Raw genomic sequence first — 23,225 nt, 5'->3', positions numbered from 1 at the left:
GTGCCGGGGGGTCGTCGTTCGCGCCCACCCTATCGGCGGCCGGAAGCCGACGCCCGCTTACGGGACAGGGCGTCCACACCCGCCGCGAGCAGCAGCACCGCGCCGGTGACCACGTACTTCACGCTGGAGCTGTAACCCATCAGGCCCATGCCGTTGATGACGACCGCGACGACCGCGCCGCCGAGGATCGCGTCGAGGGCCCGGCCCTTGCCGCCGAACAGCGACGTGCCGCCGATGACGGCCGCGCCGACCGCGAACAGCAGCACGTTGCTGCCGCCCGTGTTCGGGTCGACCGAGTTGGCCCGCGAGGCCGCGATGATGCCGCCGACGGAGGCCATGAAGGAACAGATGACGAACGCGGAGATCTTGATCCGGTCGACGTTGATGCCGGCCCGGCGGGCCGCCTCGGCGTTGCCGCCGACGGCGTAGATGTGCCGGCCGAAACGGGTGCGGCGCAGCACGAACGTCCACACCAGCAGCAGCACCAGGATGATCGGCACCACGACCGGCACACCCGTCAGGGAGATGACGCCGGGGTTGCGGCTGCGCTCCAGGTTCAGCACGTACACCGCGAAGCCCGACGCGACGGCGAGGGCGCCGACGCGGACGGCGATCAGCGACAGCGGGTCGGTGACCAGGCCGCGGCCCGCCCTGCGGCGGTTGTTGAGCAGCTGGAGCCCGGCGTAGGCGAGCACGCCGACGACCACGAGCGCCCAGCCGAGCCACGGGTACATGTTCTCGTTGGCGATGGCCAGGATGACCGAGTCGCGGATCGAGATGTTGGTGCCCTCGTCGAGCAGGATCAGCACGACGCCCTGGAAGGCCAGGAACGCCGCCAGCGTCACGACGAACGACGGGATGCCGAGCTTGGCCACCAGCCAGCCGATGATCAGGCCGATCACGACGCCGACCACCATCGCGGCCAGCACCGAGGCGTACCAGGGCCACCCCTCGTTGGTGAGGAGCACGCCCAGGAAGGCCGCGCAGACCCCTGAGGCGAAGCCCGCCGACAGGTCGATCTCGCCCAGCAGCAGGACGAACACCAGGCCCATCGCGATGACGGTGACGCCCGCGCCCTGGGTGAACAGGTTGGCGAAGTTCACCGGCGACAGGAAGACCGGCGAGAGGATCGCGAAGACCGTGCACAGCACGATGAGCCCGATGACCGCCGGGAGGGCGCCGAGTTCACCTCCGCGCACCCGCTCCACGTAGTCGCGGACCTGCTGGTTCAGCCCGGCGGACGGCGCGACGGCCTTCTCCTCCGGGGCGGTTGTGGTGGTCATGCGGTCGCTTCCTTGCCGTTCTGCAGGCCGAGCTCCCCGCTGCGCCCGGCCGTGATGAGCTCCACGATCTGGGAGTGGGTGACGTCGGAGGTCTTCACCTGGGCGGCCATGCGGCCGAGGTACAACGCGGCGATCCGGTCGGAGACCGCGAAGACGTCGTTCATGTTGTGCGAGATGAGCACGACGGCCAGGCCCTTGTCGGCCAGGCGGCGGACCAGCTCCAGGACCTGCGCGGTCTGCGCGACGCCCAGGGCGGCGGTGGGCTCGTCGAGGATGACGACCTTGCTGTTCCACAACACGGCCTTGGCGATCGCGACGGTCTGCCGCTGGCCGCCGGACAGGCTGGAGACGTGCTGGCGGAGTGACTTGACCGTCCGGACCGACAGGCCCAGCAGGGTCTTGGCCGCCATCTCCTCCATCGTGTCCTCGTCCAGCACCAGCCCGCGCTTGCGCTCGCGGCCGAGGAACATGTTCTGGACGATGTCGAGGTTGTCGCAGAGGGCGAGGTCCTGATAGACGATCTCCACGCCCATCGACGCCGCGTCACGGGGGCCGCTGACGTGGACCTGCTTGCCTTCGAAGTAGTACTCGCCCGAGTCGAAGGGGTGGATGCCGCCGATGCATTTGACGAGGGTGGACTTACCGGCGCCGTTGTCGCCGACAAGAGCGGTCACCTCACCGGGATACACCGAAAAGGCGACATCGTGAAGGACCTGCACAGGGCCGAAGCTCTTGTCGATTCCGCGCAGTTCCAGGACGGGTGCCGTGGACACGATGGGCTACTCCTGGTTCCAGAGAGAGGGGTACGGCCCACGCCCCGGGTCGTGGGGAAAGGGGGCGTGGGCCGTACCCGCGGAATTTCCTAGCTGATTCCGGCCTCGGTGCACAGGGCGGCGAAGTCGCCCGTGCAGAGCTCTTCCTTCGTGACGTAGCCGTCGGCGACGACGTCCTTCACGTTCTCCTTGTAGATGGCGACCGGGGTCAGCAGCACGGCCGGGACGTCGGCGTTGGTCTCGGTGTCCTTGACGGTGCCGGTGGCGGCGGGCTTCTCACCCTTGGCCAGCGCGATGGCCAGCTGCGCGGTGGCGTCGGCCTCCTGCTTGACGGCCTTGTAGACGGTCATGCACTGGTCGCCGGCGAGGATGTTCTGCAGGCCCTGCGCGGTGGCGTCCTGGCCGGTGACCGGGACCTTGCCGTTGAGGTTGTTCTTCTTCAGCACCGCGATGGCGGCGTTGCCGAGGCCGTCGTTCGCGGCGAGCACGCCGGCGATCTTCGACTCCTTGGTGAGCTGCTGCTCGAACAGGGTGCCGGCCTGGGCGTTGTCCCAGTCGGGAACCGAGTCCTCCGGGCCCTTGACGTAGTCGCCCGAGTCGAACTTCGGCTTGAGGACGCTGTCGTAACCCTCCTTGAAGAGGGTGGCGTTGTTGTCGGTCGGCGAGCCGTTCAGGTAGGAGATGATCGGCTTCTCGGCCTTGGCGTCGGTGAGGCACTTCGACAGGCCCTCGCCCTGGAGCTTGCCCACGGCGGTGTTGTCGAAGGAGACGTAGTAGTCGGCGTTGCCGCCGAGGGTGAGGCGGTCGTAGTCGATGGTGGCGATGCCCTGGGCCTTCGCCTTGTCGAGAACGGCCTTGCCGGTGCCCGAGTCGAGGTTGACGATCGCCAGCACGGTCACGCCGCCGGTGATCATCTGGTCGGCGATGGTCTGGAACTGGGTCTTGTCACCCTGCGCGTTCTGGATGTCGTAGGCCACGCCGGCGGCCTTGAACGCCTCTTCGAGGTACTTGCGGTCGGCGGTCTCCCACCGGGCGGAGGACTTGCTGTCGGGGAGGATGACGCCGATCTTGCCAGCGGGGGCGGCGGCGGACGTCGCGGGCGCGGCGCCGGTGGTCGCCGGGGCGGCTTCCGTGCCCTCGTCACCCCCGCCACACGCGGTGAGACCGAGGGAAAGGGCCGCGAATGCGGCGCCGATGCTGAGGATCCCCTTGCGCATGATGCGTGGGTCCTTTCTGGCCGGGGGTCTATCTGGGGGGTGTGCATCACCTAATGGGTGAATGTTGTTTGAGACAACGTAAGCCCAAGACAACGTGGGAGAAAGACACAGGACGGTAACGTTTGTTGTCTGGGGTAACAATGAAGAAACGTACCCGCAAAGAAGCTGGTCGCCCACCCAAGGCCAGGTAAAAACCAAGGTCAGCCCAAGAACAGGGCCTCTGACCGCCAAGACGGCCGTGAAACGCGAAAGCCGCCCCGGTCCTTCGACCGGGGCGGCTCTCTCTCGTGGAACCGAGGGGCTACTTCGCCAGAAGCGACCGCAGCACGTACTGCATGATGCCGCCGTGGCGGTAGTAGTCGGCCTCGCCGGGGGTGTCGATCCGGACGATGGCCTCGAACTGCTTGTCGCCCGCGCGGACGCTCACGGTCGCCGGGGTGTGGCCCTGGTTGAGCTCCTCGACGCCGGTGATCTCGAAGGTCTCCTCACCGGTCAGGCCGAGCGACGCGGCGGTCTCCCCCTCGGGGAACTGCAGCGGCAGCACGCCCATGCCGATCAGGTTCGAGCGGTGGATGCGCTCGTAGGACTCGGCGATGACCGCCCGCACGCCGAGCAGGGCGGTGCCCTTGGCGGCCCAGTCGCGCGAGGAGCCCGAGCCGTATTCCTTGCCCGCCAGGACCACCAGCGGGGTGCCCGCGGCCTGGTAGTTGACCGAGGCGTCGTAGATGAAGGCCTGCGGGCCGCCGTCCTGGGTGAAGTCGCGGGTGTAGCCGCCCTCCACGCCGTTGAGCAGCAGGTTCTTCAGCCGGATGTTGGCGAAGGTGCCGCGGATCATGACCTCGTGGTTGCCGCGGCGCGAGCCGTAGCTGTTGAAGTCACGGACCTCGACGCCGTTCTCCTTGAGGTAGTCGGCGGCGGGGGTGCCGACCTTGATCGAACCGGCCGGCGAGATGTGGTCGGTGGTGACCGAGTCGCCCAGCACCGCCAGCACCCGGGCGCCGGCGATGTCGCTGACCGGCTCGGGCTCGGCGGGCATGCCCTCGAAGTAGGGGGCCTTGCGCACGTAGGTCGAGGACGGGTCCCACTCGAAGGTGTTGCCGGTCGGGATCGGCAGCGACTGCCAGTGGTCGTCGCCCTTGAAGACGTCGGCGTAGTCGCGCAGGAACATGTCCTGGCCGATCGAGTCGGCGACGACGCGGGAGACCTCTTCGGGCTCGGGCCAGATGTCGGCGAGGTAGACCGGCTTGCCGTCGGAGCCCGTGCCGAGCGGCTCGTTGTTCAGGTCGAGGTCCATCGTGCCCGCGAGCGCGTAGGCGACCACCAGCGGCGGCGAGGCCAGGTAGTTCATCTTCACGTCGGGGTTGATGCGGCCCTCGAAGTTGCGGTTGCCCGACAGCACGGCCGTCACGGCCAGGTCGCCCGCCTGGATCGCGGCCGAGATCTCCTCGGGCAGCGGGCCCGAGTTGCCGATGCAGGTGGTGCAGCCGTAGCCGACCAGGTTGAACCCGATCTTGTCGAGGTAGGGCTGGAGGCCCGACCGCTCGAAGTAGCCGGTCACGACCTGGGAGCCGGGGGCCAGCGAGGTCTTCACCCACGGCTTGCGGGTCAGGCCCTTCTCCACCGCGTTGCGGGCGAGCAGGGCCGCGCCGAGCATCACGTAGGGGTTGGACGTGTTGGTGCACGAGGTGATCGCGGCGATGGTCACCACGCCGTGGTCGATCTCGAAGCTGGTGCCGTCGGCCAGGGTGACAGGGACCGCCTTGTGGGGGCGGGGGGCGCCGGCGCGGGCGTTGGAGGCGGGCGCGTCGGAGGCGGGGAAGGACTCCTCGACGGCCTCGTCGACCCCGTCGCCGTCGAAGTCGGTGACGTAGGCGCGCACGTCGCGGCGCCAGATCTCCTTCGACTCGGTCAGCGCGATGCGGTCCTGCGGGCGCTTGGGCCCGGCGATCGACGGCACCACGGTGGACAGGTCGAGCTCGATGTACTCGGAGAAGGCGGGCTCGGCCTGGGGGTCGAGCCAGAGGCCCTGCTCCTTGGCGTAGGCCTCGACCAGGGCGATCTGCTCGGCGGTGCGGCCGGTCAGCGTCAGGTAGTTGATCGTCTCCTGGTCGATCGGGAAGATCGCGCAGGTGGAGCCGAACTCGGGGCTCATGTTGCCGATCGTGGCCCGGTTGGCCAGCGGCACCGAGGAGACGCCCTCGCCGTAGAACTCGACGAACTTGCCGACCACGCCGTGCTTGCGCAGGATCTCGGTGATGGTGAGCACCAGGTCGGTGGCGGTCGCCCCGGCCGGGAGCTTGCCGGTCAGCTTGAAGCCGACCACGCGCGGGATGAGCATCGAGATCGGCTGGCCGAGCATCGCGGCCTCGGCCTCGATGCCGCCGACGCCCCAGCCCAGCACGCCGATGCCGTTCTCCATCGTGGTGTGGGAGTCGGTGCCGACGCACGTGTCGGGGTAGGCCTTGCCGTCGCGGATCATGACCACGCGGGCGAGGTGCTCGATGTTGACCTGGTGGACGATGCCGGTGCCCGGGGGCACGACCTTGAACTCGTCGAAGGCGGTCTGGCCCCAGCGGAGGAACTGGTAGCGCTCGTGGTTGCGCTCGTACTCCTTCTCGACGTTGCGCTGGAAGGAGTCGGGGCCGCCGAAGAAGTCGACGATCACCGAGTGGTCGATGACCATCTCGGCGGGCGCGAGCGGGTTGATCCGGTCGGCGTCGCCGCCGAGGTCGCGCACGGCCTCGCGCATGGTGGCCAGGTCGACCACGCAGGGGACGCCGGTGAAGTCCTGCATGATCACGCGGGCCGGGGTGAACTGGATCTCCACGCTCGGCGCGGCCGTCGGGTCCCACTGGCCGAGGGCGTTGATGTGGGCCTCGGTGATGTTGGCACCGTCTTCGGTGCGCAGGAGGTTCTCCAGCAGGATCTTCAGGCTGTACGGGAGGCGCGCCGACCCTTCGACCCTGTCCAGCCGGTAGATCTCGTACGACGCGTCACCCACGCGCAGTGTGTCACGGGCGCCGAAGCTGTTCGCGGACACGAAGTCTCGCCTCCCCAAAGGTTTCTGTTGACAACTCGCCCGGCCATCCTCCCGTACGCACAGGAGGGGTTGATCGGTCAGGCTCACCTAACCTTGGGCGAATATCTCTTGATATCAAGATATCGCATTCTCGCGCGGGCATGCTCACACGGGCACGCTCACACGGGCATGAGCCGCAGGAAGAGGAGAGCGAGCACCGCCACCGAGAGCGCCGGGGCGAGGATCTTGGTCTCGAACTTCTTCCCGGTCTTGAGGCCCCAGTCCCACGGCAGCAGCCACTTGTGCTTGAGCGGCCAGAGCACCGGGCACCCCCGCTCGGTCAGGCAGTCGCCCGCCACGTGGACCAGACACCCGATCCCGATCGCGAACCCCAGCCAGGCGTAGCTCACCCCCAGCCCCCAGAAGGCGGCGAAGATCCCGGCGGTCAGCACGATGTTCACCACCGCCGACGCGATCTTGTTCCCCGGCACCCCGATCCCCACGGCCCGCAGGGCGAGCCCGATCGACAGCACCACGAGGATGTCCTGCCCGACGGTGAACCGCGTCGCGAGAAGGTGGGCCCCCACCCCCATGAGGATCGCGAACAGCAGCGAGTGGGTCGCCTTGCGGTGTCCCCCGCTGATGAAGTTGACCCCCTTGCTCAGCAGCCAGGTGGCGGGCCCGAAGGTCTGCGCGATGGTCGCGCTGGGGTGATCGAGGTCCGGCAGCATGGCCGCCCCGGCGCAGATCAGCGCCCCCGCGATGAGCTCGGCCGGCGACATCACCGTGGCGAAGGCCAGGGTCGGCTGGAAGTCGAGCACCCCGGGTAACGCGGACAGGCCGGGCGCGATGCCCAGCCAGACGATCGCCCCGGTCAGCGCATGGGAATGCCCCATCATGTCGTGATCACGACACGGCAGCGTACGGCAAAGCACCGACAAACTTCACCGCGCCATGCCAGACCCGTCTGCGGCCGCGAGCCCGGACTTCCCGGGGAAACGCAAGACGGGATCGCTCCGCTCCAAGAGCACCCCCCAGCCCTCTCAGCGCGGAACAATCCCGTCTCTGCCCAATGTAACGGAGCGGTCTCAGTACCTGTTCCCGGACATCCCATCTTTTTTCGTGACTTGAGTCACTTGTTCCTTTTGCTTGCTGTCGACATGTTCGCGATATATCTTTGAAGCATCGCGTAACACTCTGCGTTCGCGCTTTGAATCCGCCCAATCAGACAGGAGATCCAATGACCAACGCACACACCGCAGGGGGCCCCTGGGCCCATCCACACGAGTTCCACCGGGAGATCCGCAACCTCAAGGCCGCGCTCAAGGCGAACCTGCGCGGCTTCGCCGCCACCTGGGAGACCCCCGGCGGCGGCCCCCACGACCACCGGCACCGCGGCCACCGCGGGCGGGGCGGTCCGTGGGGAGGGGGTGGGCCGGGGTTCGGTCCGGGCGGGCCGTTCGGGCCGGGGTTCCCGTTCGGGCCGCGCGGGTTCGGGCGGGGGCGCAAGGCCAAGCGCGGTGACGTCCGCGCCGCCATCCTGGCGCTGCTGTCGGAGGAGCCGCGCAACGGCTACCAGATCATCCAGGAGATCGCCGAGCGGTCGCAGGGCGGCTGGAAGCCCAGTCCCGGCGCGGTCTACCCGGCGCTCCAGCAGCTCACCGACGAGGGGCTGGTCCGGGCCGAGGAGAACGACGGCCGCAAGACCTTCACCCTCACCGACGCCGGCCGCGCCTACATCGCCGAGCACCAGGACGAGGTCCGCGCCCCGTGGGAGGAGATGACTCCCGACATCGGGGACAACGTCCACGAACTGTTTGATTTGTCACGCCAGGCCGCGTCCGCTTTGTTCCAAATCGCGCAGACTGGAAGTGAGAGCCAGGTCCGTCAGGCCAAGAAGATCCTGGCCGAGACCCGGCGCAAGCTGTATCAGGTCCTGGCCGACGGCGACGCCGACGAGGAGTAGGGGACCCCGTCATGACCGCTGACCGCGTTCGACCCGCCGACATGCGCGTCGGCGACAAGGAGCGGGACGAGGTGACCGCCTTCCTGCACGACGCGTTCGCGCAGGGGCGGATCACCCGCGAGGAGCTCGACGAGCGCCTCGACGTCACGCTCGCCGCCAAGACGGCAGGCGACCTGGGGGCGGTGCTCGCCGACCTGCCCGGCGGCCAGGGCGTGGGGGCGCCCGTGGCGCCCCGGGTCCAGGTCCCTCAGGGCATCGACATGGGCAACTGGGGATACCACCTGGCCCGTCCCCCGCGACCGGCCGCCGTCCACGGCCGGGGCCGGGGGCCCGGACCGGCGCCGTTCGTGCCCTTGATCGTCGTGGCGTTGATAGCGATGATCCTTACGGGTGCGGTGTTCACGGTGTTCAAGATCCTGTTCCTCGTGTGGATCATCTCTCTGGTCGTGGGGGCGGCCGGCCGGCACGGACGCCGTACCCGCGTCAGATAGGGCTGCACCCCGGGGGAGGCGAGAGTGCGGTTCCCGCGGGTCAAGGCGGAGCACCGCCCGTTCCGCACCATGGACGGCACCGTGCGCATCGGCGGCGAGATCTACGGTCTCGCCGCCGAGATCGACGATCCCGGGGGATGGGTCTGGGCGGCGCTGTGCCTGCTCGACGGCCGGCGCGGCCCGCAGGAGGTGGCCGCCCGCCTGGTCCTGATGTTCCCCGGGCTCGGCGCGGCCGAGGCGCGCGGCGTCGTCGACGACCTGCTCGCCTCCGGCTACCTGGAGGAGGCCGCCGCCGCTCCCCCGCCGCGCGGGCTGACCGCCCGCGAACTCGACCGCTACAGCCGCAACCAGGCCTTCTTCCGGGGCGTCGACCTGGTTCCCGGCCACAGCGCGTGGGAGACCCAGCTCGCGCTCAAGCAGGCCCGGGTGGTCGTGGTGGGCCTCGGCGGCACCGGCAGCCACGCCGCCTGGTCGCTGGCCGCGATCGGGGTCGGCCGGCTCCACTGCGTCGACCCCGACCTGGTCGAACTGTCCAACCTGAACCGCCAGCTCCTCTACAGCGAGGCCGATGTCGGCCGGCCGAAGGCGGCGCTGGCCCAGGCCCGGCTGAGCCGGATCAACAGCGACATCGTGGTCACCTCGGCCCGCCACCGCGTCACCTGCGAGGCCGACCTGCGCTCGCTCGTGCGCGGTTACGACGCCCTCGCCCTCTGCGCCGACGAGCCCAGGGGTGAGGGCATCCGCGTCTGGGCCAGCCGCGCCTGCGCGGCGGCGGGGGTGCCGTGGGCGGGCGGCGGCTACAACGGCCCTCTCGTCACCGTCGGCGTCTTCGACCCGCCCAACGGCGCCTGTTACGAATGCGTCGCGGCGGCCGAGCAGACCCGGCGGGCCGAGGGCGGCGTCCCCGATCTGGGCGGCGGCCCCGGCGTGACCGGCGCCTCGGCCGGGATCTCCGGCCATCTGGTGGCGCAGGCGATCATCTCGCTGGTCACGGGCGTGCCGGAGGTGCCGCCGGGATACGTCCACGGCGTGAACCTGCTCTCGCCCGACCACCACGTCTACGCCCGCCACCCGGCCCGCCCGGGATGCGCGACCTGCTTTGGGCCTTGACGCCCGGGACGATCGCCTTACGATCACCTCGTGTCGGGGAACCGGGACGGAAGGTAATGGGATGAAGCAGTCGCAAAACGACACAACACCCACTACGCCCGTCAGACGGCAGATCACCATTCGCCGCCTGGGGCACAACGAGACCGCTGTCTGCAGCAATTCGTACGGGAACTGACCACCACCAACGCGGGCCGGCGAGAGGCGCGGATCGCCGACCCGGCCGATGGAGGATGAGTGCGGGAGATCGTGCAGGGCGCCCCCGGGGTCGTGCTCGACCGGCAGGCGTACACGACCGAGTTCTACGGCGTCTACCGGGAGATGGAGGGGGTGCTGTGGAAGCTCGAACGGGCGCAGCACTTTCATGAGCCCTACAGTCCGAGCTGGGTGGCCTGGGCCGACGGCGACTGGAACGGGGCCATGAAGCTCATCGAGGAGTCGGCCGGGGAGATCGCCGCCGACGTGGTCGACTCGGTGGAGCTGCGGCGGCTGCGGATCGCCGAGCAGCCGCTGTCGGCGTACCTGCAATGGGAGTTTCAGGTGCTCAGGGCGCGGGCGGGGGTCGGCGAGCGCACCCGCGTGCTGGACGTCGCGGCGGTGCGGCACCTGGAGCGCCACGGGCCGCTCCCGGAGATCCTGATCCTGTCCCGCGAGCTGATGTACGAGGTCCTCTACGACGACATCGGCGCCCACGTCGGAGGGCGGCGGATCGTCCAGAAGGACGTCATCGCGACCTGCCTGTCGGACCTGGAGAGCCTCTACGACCAGGCCGAAGACCTGACCGGGTGGCTGGCGGCTAACCCATCTCCTCCAGCGTTCGGCCCTTCGTCTCGGTCACGATGAAGACCACGAACAGGTACGACAGGGCGGCGAACACGGCGTAGAAGAGGTAGGTGAGCGCCAGGTTCCAGTCGGCCAGCGGCGGGAACGTCACGGTGATCAGCCAGTTGGCCAGCCACTGCGCCGACGCCGCCACCGACAGGGCCGCCGCCCTGATCCGGCCGGGGAACATCTCGCCGAGCAGCACCCAGACGATGACCCCCCACGACAGCGCGAAGAACAGCACGAACGCGTTGGCCGCGATCAGCGCGGCGGCGCCCTGCACGACCGGGAGCTGCACGACCCCGTTGACGCTGAAGCTGTAGCTGAACGACCACGACGCCACCGCCAGCGCGATCGCCATGCCGGCCGACCCGACCAGCAGCAGCGGGCGGCGGCCGACCTTGTCGACCAGGGCCATGGCGATGAACGTGCCGACGATGTTGATGATCGCGCTGGAGAAGCTGATGAGCAGCGAGTCGGACTGGTTGATGCCGACCGACTGCCAGAGCACCGACGAGTAGTAGAAGATCACGTTGATGCCGACGAACTGCTGGAAGACCGACAGGATGACCCCGGTCCACACGATCGGCAGCAGCCCGAGGCGTGGCCCCCCCAGGTCGCTGAAGCGGGGGCGGCGGCGGGTGAGCAGCACGCTCCTGATCTCCGCCACCCGGGCGTCGAGGTCGACGTGCTCCCCCTCGATGTCGCGCAGCACCTCGCGGGCCTGCCGGTCGCGCCCGACCGAGACCAGGAAGCGGGGCGACTCGGGGATGACGCTGGCGAAGACGAGGAAGATCAGAGCGGGCACCAGGCAGGCGCCGAGCATCCACTGCCAGGCCTGCAGGGGCCCGAGGGTGTTGTTGACCTCGCCGCCCGCCCACAGGTTGATGGCGAAGTTCACCAGCTGGGAGACGGCGATGCCGAGCACGATCGCGAGCTGCTGGAACGACCCGAGCCGCCCCCTATAGGCGGGCGGGGCGACCTCGGCGATGTAGGCGGGCCCGAGGACCGAGGCCATCCCGATCGCGGCGCCGGCCAGCACCCGCCAGAACGCCAGGTCCCAGATCGCGAACGGCAGCGCCTGCCCGACGGAGCTGACCGCGAAGATGAGCGCGGCCAGCCGCATGGTCTTGGTGCGGCCCCACCGGTCGGCGAGGGTCCCGGCGAACCAGGCGCCGACGGCCGACCCGAGCAGCGCGATGGCCACCACGACGCCGATGGTGAACGGGCCCACGTTGAAGTGACGCTGGATGCCCACGACCGCGCCGTTGATCACCGCGCTGTCGTAGCCGAACAGGAAGCCACCGATGGCGCCGGCGGCCGCGATGAACGTGACATAGCCGAGACGCTCCTGCCGGTGCGCGGCTACCGCTGGACCCCCCATGTCCCCTTAGTGCCCTCAATCACGACAAGTAGCGCCACGGCTACACTAAGGGGTCATTACCGGATGCGGACGCGACTTTTCAGGCACACGGTGCAGTGCTGCACCACGACATTGCCGATGCGCTCGGTGTCCTGCCAGTCATGACGCAGGTGAAACCAGGGTTTTCGCGTTCCACGTATATTCATGAGTGATCGCAACTTCACGCTCTGTCGTCTGCCCCGATGTTAGGCCTTCCGTAGTGACCCTGGGGGTGACGTTGGTGTCGCTCCGGTGAAACCCCGCTCACAACCTGGGGTCGACCGGCTCACACTCCAGAGCGAGCACGGAGAAGACCGCCTCGTGGACGCGGTGGAGCGGCTCGCCGGCCGCCAGTCGCGAGAGCGCCTCGACTCCCAGGCTATGCTCCCGCAGCGCCAGCGACCGCTTCCGTCCGAGGAAACGTCTGCGCAGGTCGTCGAGCGATTCCAGGTAGTCGGGGCCGTAGATGATGCGCAGGTATTCGGGTCCGCGCACCTTGATCCCGGGCTGCACCCTGTTACCGGCCGGGGCGACCGGTTTGACGACCATCCCCTCGCCTCCTGCGGCGGTCAGGCCGGTCCACCAGCGGGTCGCCGCGGCGCGCTGGTCGTCGTCGTCCAGGTCGACGTAGGTGTGCCGGGTGGCCGCGATCAGCGGATGCCCGATCGCGGCCAGGTGATCGAGGTGCCAATCGTGGGATCGGGTCACGGCGGTGGCGCCCTCGGCGCAGGCGAGGATCTGGAACGGCGCGAAACGCAGACCGGAAATACCGGAAACGGGCCCGCAGTAACGGGCATAGGCCTCGCGGAACCGGGCAGCGTTGGCGTGGCGGCGCCGGGTGCGGTCCAGTATCGAACCCACATCCAGACCGCGCCCGGCCGCCGCTTCCAGTGCCGCCACCGCGACCGGCAGCGCGGCCGAGGCGGCGGCGCCGACCGAGGCGTACTGGCTGCGGATCAGGTCGCCGGCCTTGGCCGACCAGGGCAGCAGCTCGCCGTCGAGCACCAGCCACGGGGTGTCGAGCGTGGCGAAGAGCGGGTCGAAGGCCTCGCGGAGCGCGTGGACGAACTCCTCCTGCCTCTCGCCGAAGAACGGGCGGCCGGTGCGGGTGAAGACCGTGCCGAGGCCCTCGATCCCGAACTTCGCGAGCGCCTCCTCCGGCGTCCTGGCCAGCACGGCGACCGCGCGCGAGCCCATGTGCTTCTCCTCGCACACGACCCGTTTCACCCCGGCGGCGGCGAACTCGGCGAACGCCTCGTCGGGGTGTTCGAGGTGACCGTCCCTCCTGGACGTCTCCGGCGGGGCCATCGTCGGCGGCAGGTAGACCAGCCAGCGCGGGTCGACCGCGAACCGGCTCATGATCTCCAGGGCGGCGGTGGCGTTCTCCTCCCGGATCTTGACCGTGCCGGTCGAGGTCTCGACGTAGCGGTCGCCGGTGACGTCGCCGATGTCCAGGACGTCGGGCTCGCGGCCCCGCGAGGTCAGCGGGCGGGCCGGCTCGTACCAGACCCGCTCGGCCGGGACCGAGACGATCTCCTTCTCCGGGTAGCGCAGGGCGGTCAGGCGTCCGCCGAAGACGACGCCGGTGTCCAGGCAGATCGTGTTGTTGACCCATTCGGCGTGGGTGGTGGGGGTGTGGCCGTACACGACCATGGCCTTGCCCCGGTACTGCTCGGCCCAGGGGTAGCGGACCGGGAGGCCGTATTCGTCGGTCTCGCCGGTGGTGTCGCCGTAGAGGGCGAACGACCTGACCCGGCCCGAGGCGCGGCCGTGGTATGCCTCCTTGAGACCGGCGTGCGCGACGACGAGCCTGCCGCCGTCGAGCCGGTAGTGGCTGATCAGGCCGTCCATGAAGGCCCTGGCCCGCTGGGTGAACGCCTCGTCTTCGAGCGCGAACTGCTCCAGCGACTTCTCCAGGCCGTGGGCGACCCGGACCTTGCGGCCGTTGAGGGCGCGCACCAGCTTCTGCTCGTGGTTGCCCGAGACGCACAGCGCGGTGCCGCGCTCGACCATGCCCATGACCCGGCGCAGCACCGCCGGGCTGTCGGGGCCCCGGTCGACGAGGTCGCCGACGAACACGGCCGTCCGGTTCTCCGGGTGGACGCCGTCGTCGTAGCCGAGCCTGGCCAGCAGGGTCTCCAACTCGGAGGCGCAGCCGTGCACGTCGCCGATGACGTCGAACGGGCCGGTCAGGTCGGTCCTGTCGGTCCACGCCCTCTCGTAGCCGATCACGGCGTTCTCGATGTCGTCGCCGCGCAGCACGTGGACGCGGCGGAACCCGTCGCGGGAGATCTTCGACAGCGACTGCCGCAGGTCATTGCGCTGCCTGCGGATGACGTGGGCGCCGAAGTCGCGGTCGGGCCGGAAGGCGTTGCGGGCCACCGCCACCTCCTCGGGCACGTCGAGCACGATCGCGTCGCACAGCACGTCGTGGCTCTTGGCCAGGGCGATGAGCGACTGCCGGGCCTTCCACTGGACGTTGGTCGCGTCGACCACGGTCAGCAGGCCGCGCCGCAGGCGCACGCCGACGATGTGGTGCAGCAGGTCGAAGGCCTCAGGCGTGGCCGACTGGTCGTTCTCGTCGTCGGCGACCAGGCCCCGGCAGTAGTCGGAGGAGACGACCTGGGTGGGCTTGAAGTGCTTGGCGGCGAACGTCGACTTGCCGCTGCCGGACACCCCGACGAGCACGACCAGCGACAGGGCCGGAACGCTGATCTCGGTCATGCCTGGGTCTCCTTCGTGAAGACGGCCATCTGGGTGGGCGGGCCGACCTCGGGGTCGTCGTCGCCGACGGGGCGGAACTCCACGTCGTAGCCGTACCGTCCGGCGACGCCGTCCGCCCAGGCGCGGAACTCGGCGCGGGTCCACTCGAAGCGGTGGTCGGGGTGGCGCAGGCCGGTCAGGTTCTCGTAGCGCGGGTTGTACTCGGCGTTGGGGGTGGTGACCAGCACGTGCCGGGGCTGGGCGGTGCCGAAGACGACCCGTTCCATGGCCGGGAGGCGGGGCGGGTCGAGGTGCTCGACGACCTCCATCAGGACGGCGGCGTCATATCCGGCGAACCGGGCGTCGGTGTAGGTGACCGAGCCCTGGAAGAGCTCCACGCGCTCGCGGGTCCGGCTGCCCATGCGGTCGAGCTTGAGCCGCCGGGCGGCGATCATGAGCGTGTGGGCCGAGACGTCCACCCCGGTGATCTTCTGTACGCCCTCGTCGAGCAGCGCCAGGATCAGCTGCCCCGAGCCGCAGCCGAGGTCGATGACGGTCCGCGCCCCCAGCTCCCCGACCGCCGCCGTCACGGCGTCCCGGCGCAGCGTGTTGAGGGGGACCCGGACCTCCTCCTCGGCCGGGGGCTCCAGCGTCTCCTCGTCGTCGTCGCCCACTTCGGCCAGCCGGGCGAAGGCGGCCCTGGTCAGCGCGGTCCGCCGGTTGAGGAACCGCTTCGTGATCAGGGTCAGGTCGGGGTGGGCGGCCAGCCAGCCCTCCCCCGCGCGGATGAGCTTGTCGACCTCGTCCTCGGCGATCCAGTAGTGCTTGGCGTCGTCGAGGACCGGCAGCAGGACGTAGAGGTGGTTGAGCGCGTCCGCGAGCCGTTGCTCACCCTTCAGCGTGAGGGTGACATAGCGCGACTCTCCCCATTCGGGGAAGGCCGGGTCGAGCGGGATCGGCTCGGCGGTGACGTCCCAGCCCATCGGCTCGAAGAGCCTTCTGGCCAGTCCGGGCCCGCCCCGGCACGGCAGCGCGGGGAGGGTGATCTCCAGCGGGATGGCGGTCTCCGCCAGCTCGGGGCGCGCGTTGCAGCGGCCCGACCTGGCGGTCCGGAACACGTCGGCCATGGCGGTGGACAGCAGGGAGGAGGCGGCGTAGGGGCGGTCGTTGACGTACTGGCCGAGACTGAACTCGGGGGTCGCCTTGCCGCGGGTGCGCGCGAGGCGTACCGCGTCGACCTCCAGCAGCAGCGCGGCCGTGCATCTCTCGTCGGTGGCCTCGGGATAGAAGACGTGCGCGACCCCGAACGCCCGTGGGAACTCCTGCACCCGGCCGGGATGCTTGTGCAGCAGGAAGCCGAGATCGGTGGCCGGCGCACGGGTGGTCGAGATAGTCAGCAGCACAGGCAGAAGTGTGCCCTGGCGAAATGCCGGGAGCGACCGGGTTTCCCCTAGATCACTTCCGACTTCTCTCCTGTACGACCAGAGCACACCGAGGGTGGGCCTGTAGCCGGGTCAGACGTGGGGCAGGACCTCGCGGGCGATCAGGTCGAGGTGGTCGAGGTCGGACAGGTCCATGACCTGGAGGTACACCCGCTCGGCCCCCAGTTCGGCGAACCGGCCGATCTTGTCGACGACCTCCTCGGGAGTGCCCGCGAGGCCGCCGGAGCGGAGCTGCGCCGGGCTCTCGCCGATGGCGGCGGCCCGGCGGGAGACCTCGGCCTCGTCGGCGCCGACGCAGACGGTCTGGGCGACCGAGTAGATCAGCGACCGGCCCGTCAGCTCGCTGGCCGCCCGGACCCGGGCGAACCCCTCGCCGACCTCGTCGACCGAGCGGAAGGGGATGTTGTACTCGGCGGCGTAGGTGGCGGCGAGCTTGGGCGTGCGGGTCGCGCCGAAGCCGCCGATGATGATCGGCAGCGGGTCCTGCACCGGCTTGGGCAGCGCCGGGGAGTCGGTGAGCTGGTAGTGCGTCCCGGCGTAGGAGAACGACTTCTCGGCCGCCCACAGCCCGGTGATGATCGCGAGCTGCTCCTCCAGCCGGTCGAAGCGCTCCTTCACCGGCGGGAAGGGGATGCCGTAGGAGCGGTGTTCGGCGTCGTACCACCCGGCGCCCAGGCCCAGTTCGATCCGGCCGCCGCTCATCTGGTCGGCCTGCGCGACGCTGATCGCCAGCGGCCCGGGGAACCGGAAGGTGGCGGGGGTGACGAGCGTGCCCAGCCGGATCGTCGCGGTCTCCCGGGCCAGCGCCGCCAGGGTGAGCCAGGCGTCGGTGGAGCCGGGCCCGGGGTCGCCCGCGTTGATGGCCTGATAGTGGTCGGATCGGAAGAACGCGTCGAACCCGAGCCGCTCGGCCGTCTGCGCGACCGCGAGCAGATCGTCGTAGGTCGCGCCCTCCTGGGGCTCCGTGAAGATCCTCAACTTCATTCGGCCATTATCGCCGTCCGGCCCTTGCTATGGTCCCTTGCGGATAGTAGTCGTCGCGCGACGCTCGGTGGTGATAGCACGTGGAATCCGCAAGCCGGCCCCGCCCTGTGGGCACGCCGTCGCGCGCCCTCGTCACGGCCGCCGCGACCTGTCTGGTCGCGGCCACGGGCGCCGCGCTGTGGCTGCTCCCGGCCGAGCCGCTCCCCGAGTGGGCCGCCCCCGTGACCCCGCCGGTCGCCGCCGCGCCCGCCGTCGCCGTGGCCCCCAAGGCCGAGCGGACCGTCCCCTATGTGACCTTCATCGACGCGATCCGCGCCGAGGGCGGGATCTCCCGCGCCCCGTCCTACCTGGTCGGCCACGTCAACGCGACCGGCTGCCTCCCGACGTGGAGCGGCCTCCCGGCCTCGGCGAAGAAACCGCTGGTCTCCTCGCTCCACAAGACCGGCCGCCCGGTGGCGCTGTCGTTCGGCGGGCCCCAGGGCGCCGAGCTGGCCGCGACGTGCCCGGGCCCCGCCCGGCTGCTGCGGGCCTACCGGGCGGTGCTGAAGGCCTACCGCCCCGAATCGATCGACTTCGAGGTGACCGACTCGGCCGACGCCGCCACGACCACGCGGCGGGCGGTCGCGATCCAGCGGCTCCAGGAGGAGGCCCGGCGGGCCGGCTCCGAACTGCTGGTGACGATGACCCTCCCCGCGACGAGGGCGGGCCTGTCCCTGGCCGACCGGGCGATGCTCAAGGCGACCCGGGCGGCGGGCGCGGAGATCGGCAGGGTCAACGTCCTGGTCCCGTTCGCCCCCGGCCGGCGCGACAACCTGCGCGCCCTGGCCGACGCCGCCCACGCGACCAACCGCCAGCTGACCCGGATGCTCGACCGCCCGGCCTGGCCCCACCTGGGCCTGACCCCGGTCCTGGCCGGCCCCGACGATCTGACGGCGGCCGACGCGAAGACGCTGGTCGCCTTCCAGACCAGGAACAGCCTGGGCGAACTGTCCGTCAGGGGCGCGACCCCGGCGGAAGAGGTCTCCCAGATCCTGACGGCCCCCCGTCAGTGACCGGTAAGGGCACCTCGATCGGGGTGCCCGCCCGGCGGCAGGCGCCCTCGACAGCGGCCAGAGCACTGACCAGAGCCGTGGTGTCGCCTCTTTCGGCGGCCAGAGCGGCGTCGTCCATCACGGGTTCGACCTCGCCGTTGGCTGCCTGGACGGCCCGGTCGATGTGACGCAGCGCGGGTTCGAGAGCCTGGCCGACGTCGGCCGCCGGACGGCTCGCGGCGTCGCGGAGGTCGTCGGCGGCCAGCGCGAACTCCAGGCAGGCGGCCGCGTTGACCGGGTCGGGCGCCTGGGCGCCGGGGCCGGCCTCGCCGGTGCCGCAGGCGGCCAGGACCAGGGCGAGGCCCAGTAAGAGGGTGATCCTCATGAGGCTCCTCGGGGGTTCTCCCCCAAGCGTTGCCCCGCAGGCCCGGCGAACCGGCGCTTCCGACCTGATTGGTTGGCGTACCAGGCCCTCCAGCCCCCGTGGCGCGTCATAACCCGCCCGGCTCACGACTGTGCGGTCTCCGCAGTCGGACGCCAGTCGGCGAGACCGTCGCCGAGGCGTCCTGATGTCCTCGAACCGGGCCAGATTCGGTGGAATGTCCAAGCCTGGAGGGCGGCGGCGCAGATCTCCAGGCCGCACATCTCCCGCGTCGGATCCTCCAGAGGGGGCTTCCTTCGCATCGGTGCCCCACGGGGCTGGTTCCCGCCGGACCGGGTCTTGAGGGTGACGGGCCGGCGCGGTCTTGTCGATCTGTAGACGTCTACGCCGCATCACCCTGCCTGACCGGTTTGTAGGCGATTGTCGGTACTCTGCGGCACGTGCTGGATCTTTCGTTCGCCGGGTCGACCCTGGCTCCCGAACCCCCCGTCACGCAGACGGACCTGATGCTCCCCACGATCACGACGCCGATCATCAGCGTCGCTCCGCCGGACGACGGCTCGATCGACGTGTGGAGAGAGATCATCTGGACCGACTTCGGCGGCGCGTTCCTCGGCGTGGTGGTCGCCATCGGGGTCGCGGTGTGGATCGCACGTCGCGACCACCGCGCACGCCTCGAAGACCGGCGCCTGGCGATCGCCACGCGACTCCTCGACGCCGTGAGCGAGGTCATCCGGCTCCTGCCCACCCGCGACGACGGCGAGATCCGGTCGGCTCTCGGCGCCCTCACCACCGTCACGACCCGGATCCAGGGGCAGTACGGCACGTCGCGGATCCACAGCCGCTTCACCACGTGGCTGGGCCAGGAGGTGACCAGGTTCCGGACCGACTGGCTGACCACGAACCTTCGCGACCTGGCGGCGAACCTCGACGGCGGCGTCGCGGAGCCGACCCGGACGTCGATCGGCGACACGAACGATCAGATCGCCGAGCTCACCACCATCCAGGACACCACGACAGCCTGGATGGTCGACCCGAAGGGATGGAAAGTGGACGAGTCCTACCAGGAGATCTGGCGCCGGCAGCGCAGCCTGCTCTTCGGCCCCACACCCGCTGAAGCAGTCTCTCCGGGAGCTCCGTCACCACGTCCATCGGAGTGAAGAAGGCCGGCAGCGCGTCCTCGATGGAGCGACCTGGAGTTCCGCGGAGCACCCGAAGCCCGCGGAACCCCGGGCCAGCGTGTCTTCCTAGTCTCTGACCAGCAACGCGACACATTCGACGTGGTGGGTCATCGGGTATTGGTCGAAGGCGCGGATGTCGGCCAGGTCGTATCCGAGCTCCTTGAACCACTTGATGTCCCGCGCCAACGTCGCCGGGTCGCACGACACGTACACGATCCTGGACGCCCGCAGGTTCGCCACCCGCTCCACGACCCCCCGCCCGAGCCCCGCGCGGGGCGGGTCGGTCACCACGAGGTCGGCGCGCTCGATCTCCAGCCGGTCGAGGGCCTCCTCGACCCGGCCGCGCTCGAAGGACACCTGGGGAACGCCCTGGAGGTTCCACCGCGCGTCCTGCACGGCCTGCGCCTCGGACTCGATGCCCAGCACGGCCCCCGACGGGCCGACGGCCTCGGCGAGACCGGCGGCGAACAGGCCGGCGCCGCAGTAGAGGTCCAGGGCCCACTCCCCCGGCTTGGCCTGGGCGAAGTCGAGGACCGCGTCGAGCAGGGTCTCGGCCGCCCCGGGGTGGACCTGCCAGAACCCGCTGGCCGAGACCCGGAAGTCGCGGTCGCCCACGCGCTCGACCAGAGTGCCGTGGCCTTGGATGACCCGGGTGCCCCGGCGGCCCTCGTCGAGCATCACGCTGGCGTCGATGTCGGGGATGCGCACGTCGCGGTGGGGCTTGGGGGTCACCACGACCGCGTTGTCGCCGCCCGTCGAGGCGATGAACTCCACCGAGGCGGCTCCCCGCCAGCCCTCGGTCGCGACGCGCAGTTCCTCGATCTCCGGGGCGGCGATCAGGCAGTCGGTCACCGGCTCGACCTCGTGGGAGCGGTGACGGCGCAGGCCCAGCAGGCCGTCGCGGCCGGTCGCGTACTGGACGCGGGTGCGCCACCCCAGGCCGTCGGGGGCGCCGGGGACCTCCTCGACGGTGATCTCACGGTCGATGCCCGCCAGGCGGGAGAGCTGTTCGGCCACCACGTCGGCCTTCAGGCGGCGCTGGGCCTCCAGCGAGGCGTGCTGCCAGTCGCAGCCGCCGCACTTCCCCGGCCCGCTGAAGGGGCACGGCGGGGTCACCCGGTCGGGGGACGCCTCCAGGATCTCCACCGCGTCGGCGCGCAGGAAGCGGGCCGTCTCCTCGGTGACCCGGGCGCGGACGCGCTCACCGGGAAGGGCGTGCCTGACGAAGACCACCCGCCCGTCGTGCCGGGCGACGCACCATCCGCCATTGGCCACCTGGCCCACCGTCAGTTCAAGCATCCCCCCATCATGCCTTGGGCCGGCCCCCGGACTGACCGGGCGGAGATCCGTAGGCCCGCCGTGCGGACCCCGGCGCGGCCGGTTCGGCGCGGCCGATGACACGGTCGGCCGACTGGAGCTGCCACGGCACGCTGGTGACCATGACCCCCGGCTTGAACAGCAGGTTCGCCTTCAGCCGCAGGGCGCTCTGGTTGTGGAGCAGGTGCTCCCACCAGCGGCCGACGACGTATTCGGGGATGTAGACGGTCACCACGTCGCGCGGGGAGCGGCGGCGCAGCGACTTGACGTACTCGAGGATGGGCCGGGTGATCTCCCGGTAGGGGGAGTCGAGGATCTTCAGCGGCACGGGGATCTCGCGCCGGTCCCACTCCTCCCGCAACCGCTGCGACTCCGCCGGGTCGACCCCGACCGAGACGGCCTCCAGGGCCGAGGGGCGGGTGGCGCGGGCGTACGCGAGGGCCCGCAGGGTCGGCTTGTGGATCTTGGAGACCAGCACGATCGCGTGGTTGCGGGCCGGCAGCATCGAGGCGTCGACGTCGTCCTCGGGGGCGGCCAGCTCGGCCGCGACCGCGTCGTAGTGGTGGCGGATGCCCTTCATCATCAGGAACAGCACCGGCATGGCGATGCAGACGATGTAGGCGCCGTGGGTGAACTTCGTGATCAGCACGACGACGAGCACGAGCCCGGTCATCACGCCGCCGAAGCCGTTGATCACCCGGGCGCGCATCATCTGGAACCGGACCTTGGCGTCGGCCTCGGTGCGCAGCAGCCGCGTCCAGTGGCGGACCATGCCGGTCTGGCTGAGCGTGAACGACACGAACACGCCCACGATGTAGAGGTTCAGCAGCTTGCTGACGTCGGCGTCGAACGCCCAGATCAGCAGGCCCGCCCCGGCGGCCAGGATGATGATGCCGTTGCTGAAGGCCAGCCGGTCGCCGCGGGTGTGGAGCTGGCGGGGCAGGTAGCGGTCCTGGGCCAGGATCGAGCCGAGCACCGGGAAGCCGTTGAACGCGGTGTTGGCGGCCAGGAACAGGATCAGCGCCGTCACGGCCGAGACCAGGATGAACAGGACCGTCCCCGGCCCGAAGACCGCCGAGGCGACCTGCGAGATGATCGGCTCCTGGTAGTAGTTGGGCCCGACCGCCGTGCCGTCGGGGCGCAGCAGGCCCTCGGCGACGTGGGCCGGCTCGGCGACCGTCACGCCCGCCTTCAGCCCCAGGAAGATGATGCCGGCGAACATGCTGACGGCGACCATGCCCATCATCAGCAGCGTGGTCGCGGCGTTGCGGCTCTTGGGCTTGCGGAAGGCCGGCACCCCGTTGCTGATCGCCTCGACCCCGGTCAGCGCCGCACACCCGGACGCGAACGCCCGCAGGATCAGGAACGCCATGGCGAACCCGGCCAGGTCGACCTCTTCGGGCACCACGTCGAACCCGGCCGTGGGGGCGCGCAGTTCGTCGCCCAGGACGCCCAGGCGGAACAGCCCCCACAGGATCATCCCGATCACGGAGGCCATGAAGAGGTAGACGGGGATCGCGAACAGCACGCCCGACTCGCGGATGCCGCGCAGGTTCATCATCGTCAGCACGACCACGATGACGATCGCCACGAGCGGCTTGTGGGTGGCCACGAACGGGATGGTCGCCCCGACGTAGTCGACGCCGTTGGCGACCGACACGGCCACCGTGAGCACGTAGTCGACCAGCAGCGCGCTGGCCACGGTGAGCCCGGCGTTGGGGCCGAGGTTGACCGTCGCGACCTCGTAGTCGCCGCCGCCGGAGGGGTAGGCGTGCACGTTCTGCCGGTAGGACGCCACCACCGTCAGCATGATCACCACGACGCCGACGGCGACCCACGGGCTGAAGCTGTAGGCCGCCACACCGGCGATGGAGAGGATGACGAGGATTTCCTGCGGCGCGTAGGCCACCGAAGAGAGCGCGTCGCTGGCGAAGACCGGCAGGGCGACGCGCTTGGGCAGGAGCTGCCCGTGCAGCTCGGTGCTGCGCAAGGCGCGCCCGACGACGAGGCGCTTGACGAGGTCCGTCACCTTTGGCACGACTGAGAAGCCTAGCCTCCCTGACCAGGGCACCGGCACGGGGCGGTACCCGTAGGCGGGATACTGT

18 protein-coding genes are annotated in these 23,225 nt (G+C 70.2%); 6 read left to right on the top strand and 12 right to left on the bottom strand.

The genetic code is table 11. The features are described from left to right. Nucleotides 1-29: 29 nt before the first annotated feature. The 5 genes from AW270_RS07175 to AW270_RS07155 form a co-directional block, all read right to left on the bottom strand. Nucleotides 30-1,283, bottom strand: coding sequence for a sugar ABC transporter permease (locus AW270_RS07175; protein WP_061291956.1), 1,254 nt, complete (start codon nt 1,281-1,283; stop codon nt 30-32). After that, nucleotides 1,280-2,056, bottom strand: a complete 777-nt coding sequence (locus AW270_RS07170; protein WP_061291955.1) for an ATP-binding cassette domain-containing protein — start codon at nt 2,054-2,056, stop codon at nt 1,280-1,282. The genes AW270_RS07175 and AW270_RS07170 overlap by 4 nt, the downstream gene beginning before the upstream one ends. 89 nt (nt 2,057-2,145) lie before the next feature. Next, complete coding sequence (locus AW270_RS07165) at nt 2,146-3,273, bottom strand: sugar ABC transporter substrate-binding protein (RefSeq protein ID WP_061291953.1); 1,128 nt, start codon at nt 3,271-3,273, stop codon at nt 2,146-2,148. Nucleotides 3,274-3,574: 301 nt separating this feature from the next. Beyond that, a complete protein-coding gene (acnA, locus tag AW270_RS07160; protein ID WP_061291951.1) occupies nt 3,575-6,313 on the bottom strand; it encodes an aconitate hydratase AcnA in 2,739 nt (912 codons plus the stop codon). A 158-nt stretch (nt 6,314-6,471) separates the two neighbouring features. Beyond that, on the bottom strand, nt 6,472-7,188 hold the full coding sequence (locus tag AW270_RS07155) for a metal-dependent hydrolase (protein WP_245674597.1): 717 nt from the start codon (nt 7,186-7,188) through the stop codon (nt 6,472-6,474). Nucleotides 7,189-7,532: 344 nt separating this feature from the next. Between AW270_RS07155 and AW270_RS07150 the strand changes: the two genes are divergently transcribed. The 4 genes from AW270_RS07150 to AW270_RS07135 all read left to right on the top strand — a co-directional run bounded on the left by AW270_RS07150 (nt 7,533) and on the right by AW270_RS07135 (nt 10,699). After that, nucleotides 7,533-8,258, top strand: a complete 726-nt coding sequence (locus tag AW270_RS07150) for a PadR family transcriptional regulator (protein WP_061291947.1) — start codon at nt 7,533-7,535, stop codon at nt 8,256-8,258. Nucleotides 8,259-8,269: 11 nt separating this feature from the next. Beyond that, entirely contained in the window at nt 8,270-8,749 is a 480-nt protein-coding gene (locus AW270_RS07145; protein WP_082801366.1) for a DUF1707 SHOCT-like domain-containing protein, read from the top strand. Between the two features lie 24 nt (nt 8,750-8,773). After that, entirely contained in the window at nt 8,774-9,859 is a 1,086-nt protein-coding gene (locus tag AW270_RS07140) for a HesA/MoeB/ThiF family protein (protein WP_061291943.1), read from the top strand. 234 nt (nt 9,860-10,093) lie between these two features. Continuing rightward, complete coding sequence (locus AW270_RS07135) at nt 10,094-10,699, top strand: DUF6879 family protein (RefSeq protein WP_061291942.1); 606 nt, start codon at nt 10,094-10,096, stop codon at nt 10,697-10,699. On the opposite strand, the gene AW270_RS07130 is transcribed toward AW270_RS07135, so the two are convergent. From AW270_RS07130 to AW270_RS07115, 4 genes are all read right to left on the bottom strand, one after another. Next, the gene (locus tag AW270_RS07130; protein WP_061291940.1) at nt 10,653-12,062 is read right to left on the bottom strand and encodes a sugar porter family MFS transporter; all 1,410 of its coding nucleotides are present in this window, start codon (nt 12,060-12,062) and stop codon (nt 10,653-10,655) included. The genes AW270_RS07135 and AW270_RS07130 overlap by 47 nt on opposite strands. Before the next feature lie 282 nt (nt 12,063-12,344). Beyond that, the gene (locus AW270_RS07125; protein WP_061291938.1) at nt 12,345-14,804 is read right to left on the bottom strand and encodes a polynucleotide kinase-phosphatase; all 2,460 of its coding nucleotides are present in this window, start codon (nt 14,802-14,804) and stop codon (nt 12,345-12,347) included. Next, a complete protein-coding gene (locus AW270_RS07120; protein ID WP_061291936.1) occupies nt 14,801-16,186 on the bottom strand; it encodes a 3' terminal RNA ribose 2'-O-methyltransferase Hen1 in 1,386 nt (461 codons plus the stop codon). The genes AW270_RS07125 and AW270_RS07120 overlap by 4 nt, the downstream gene beginning before the upstream one ends. A 111-nt stretch (nt 16,187-16,297) precedes the next feature. Then, a complete protein-coding gene (locus tag AW270_RS07115) occupies nt 16,298-17,209 on the bottom strand; it encodes an LLM class F420-dependent oxidoreductase (protein WP_061291934.1) in 912 nt (303 codons plus the stop codon). An 80-nt stretch (nt 17,210-17,289) separates the two neighbouring features. Here AW270_RS07115 and AW270_RS07110 point away from each other — a divergent pair, with 80 nt between their 5' ends. Continuing rightward, the gene (locus AW270_RS07110) at nt 17,290-18,261 is read left to right on the top strand and encodes a glycoside hydrolase family 18 protein (RefSeq protein ID WP_157521744.1); all 972 of its coding nucleotides are present in this window, start codon (nt 17,290-17,292) and stop codon (nt 18,259-18,261) included. On the opposite strand, the gene AW270_RS07105 is transcribed toward AW270_RS07110, so the two are convergent. Further along, nucleotides 18,203-18,625 (bottom strand): hypothetical protein, encoded by a 423-nt coding sequence (locus AW270_RS07105; protein WP_061291930.1) that lies wholly within the window; start codon nt 18,623-18,625, stop codon nt 18,203-18,205. The two genes, AW270_RS07110 and AW270_RS07105, sit on opposite strands and share 59 nt — an antisense overlap. Nucleotides 18,626-19,062: 437 nt before the next feature. Between AW270_RS07105 and AW270_RS07100 the strand changes: the two genes are divergently transcribed. Then, complete coding sequence (locus tag AW270_RS07100) at nt 19,063-19,782, top strand: hypothetical protein (protein WP_061291929.1); 720 nt, start codon at nt 19,063-19,065, stop codon at nt 19,780-19,782. Nucleotides 19,783-19,869: 87 nt separating this feature from the next. Here AW270_RS07100 and AW270_RS07095 read toward each other — a convergent pair whose 3' ends face one another. Further along, complete coding sequence (locus tag AW270_RS07095; protein WP_061291927.1) at nt 19,870-21,102, bottom strand: class I SAM-dependent RNA methyltransferase; 1,233 nt, start codon at nt 21,100-21,102, stop codon at nt 19,870-19,872. A gap of 7 nt (nt 21,103-21,109) precedes the next feature. Beyond that, the gene (locus AW270_RS07090; protein ID WP_061291925.1) at nt 21,110-23,158 is read right to left on the bottom strand and encodes an APC family permease; all 2,049 of its coding nucleotides are present in this window, start codon (nt 23,156-23,158) and stop codon (nt 21,110-21,112) included. Between the last annotated feature and the right edge of the window lie 67 nt (nt 23,159-23,225).

It is taken from the genome of Herbidospora cretacea, from assembly GCF_001570605.1.
GTDB lineage: Bacteria > Actinomycetota > Actinomycetes > Streptosporangiales > Streptosporangiaceae > Herbidospora > Herbidospora cretacea.
Note: the sequence above shows the minus strand (reverse complement) of the source record. Positions and strands in the feature narration are given on the sequence as shown.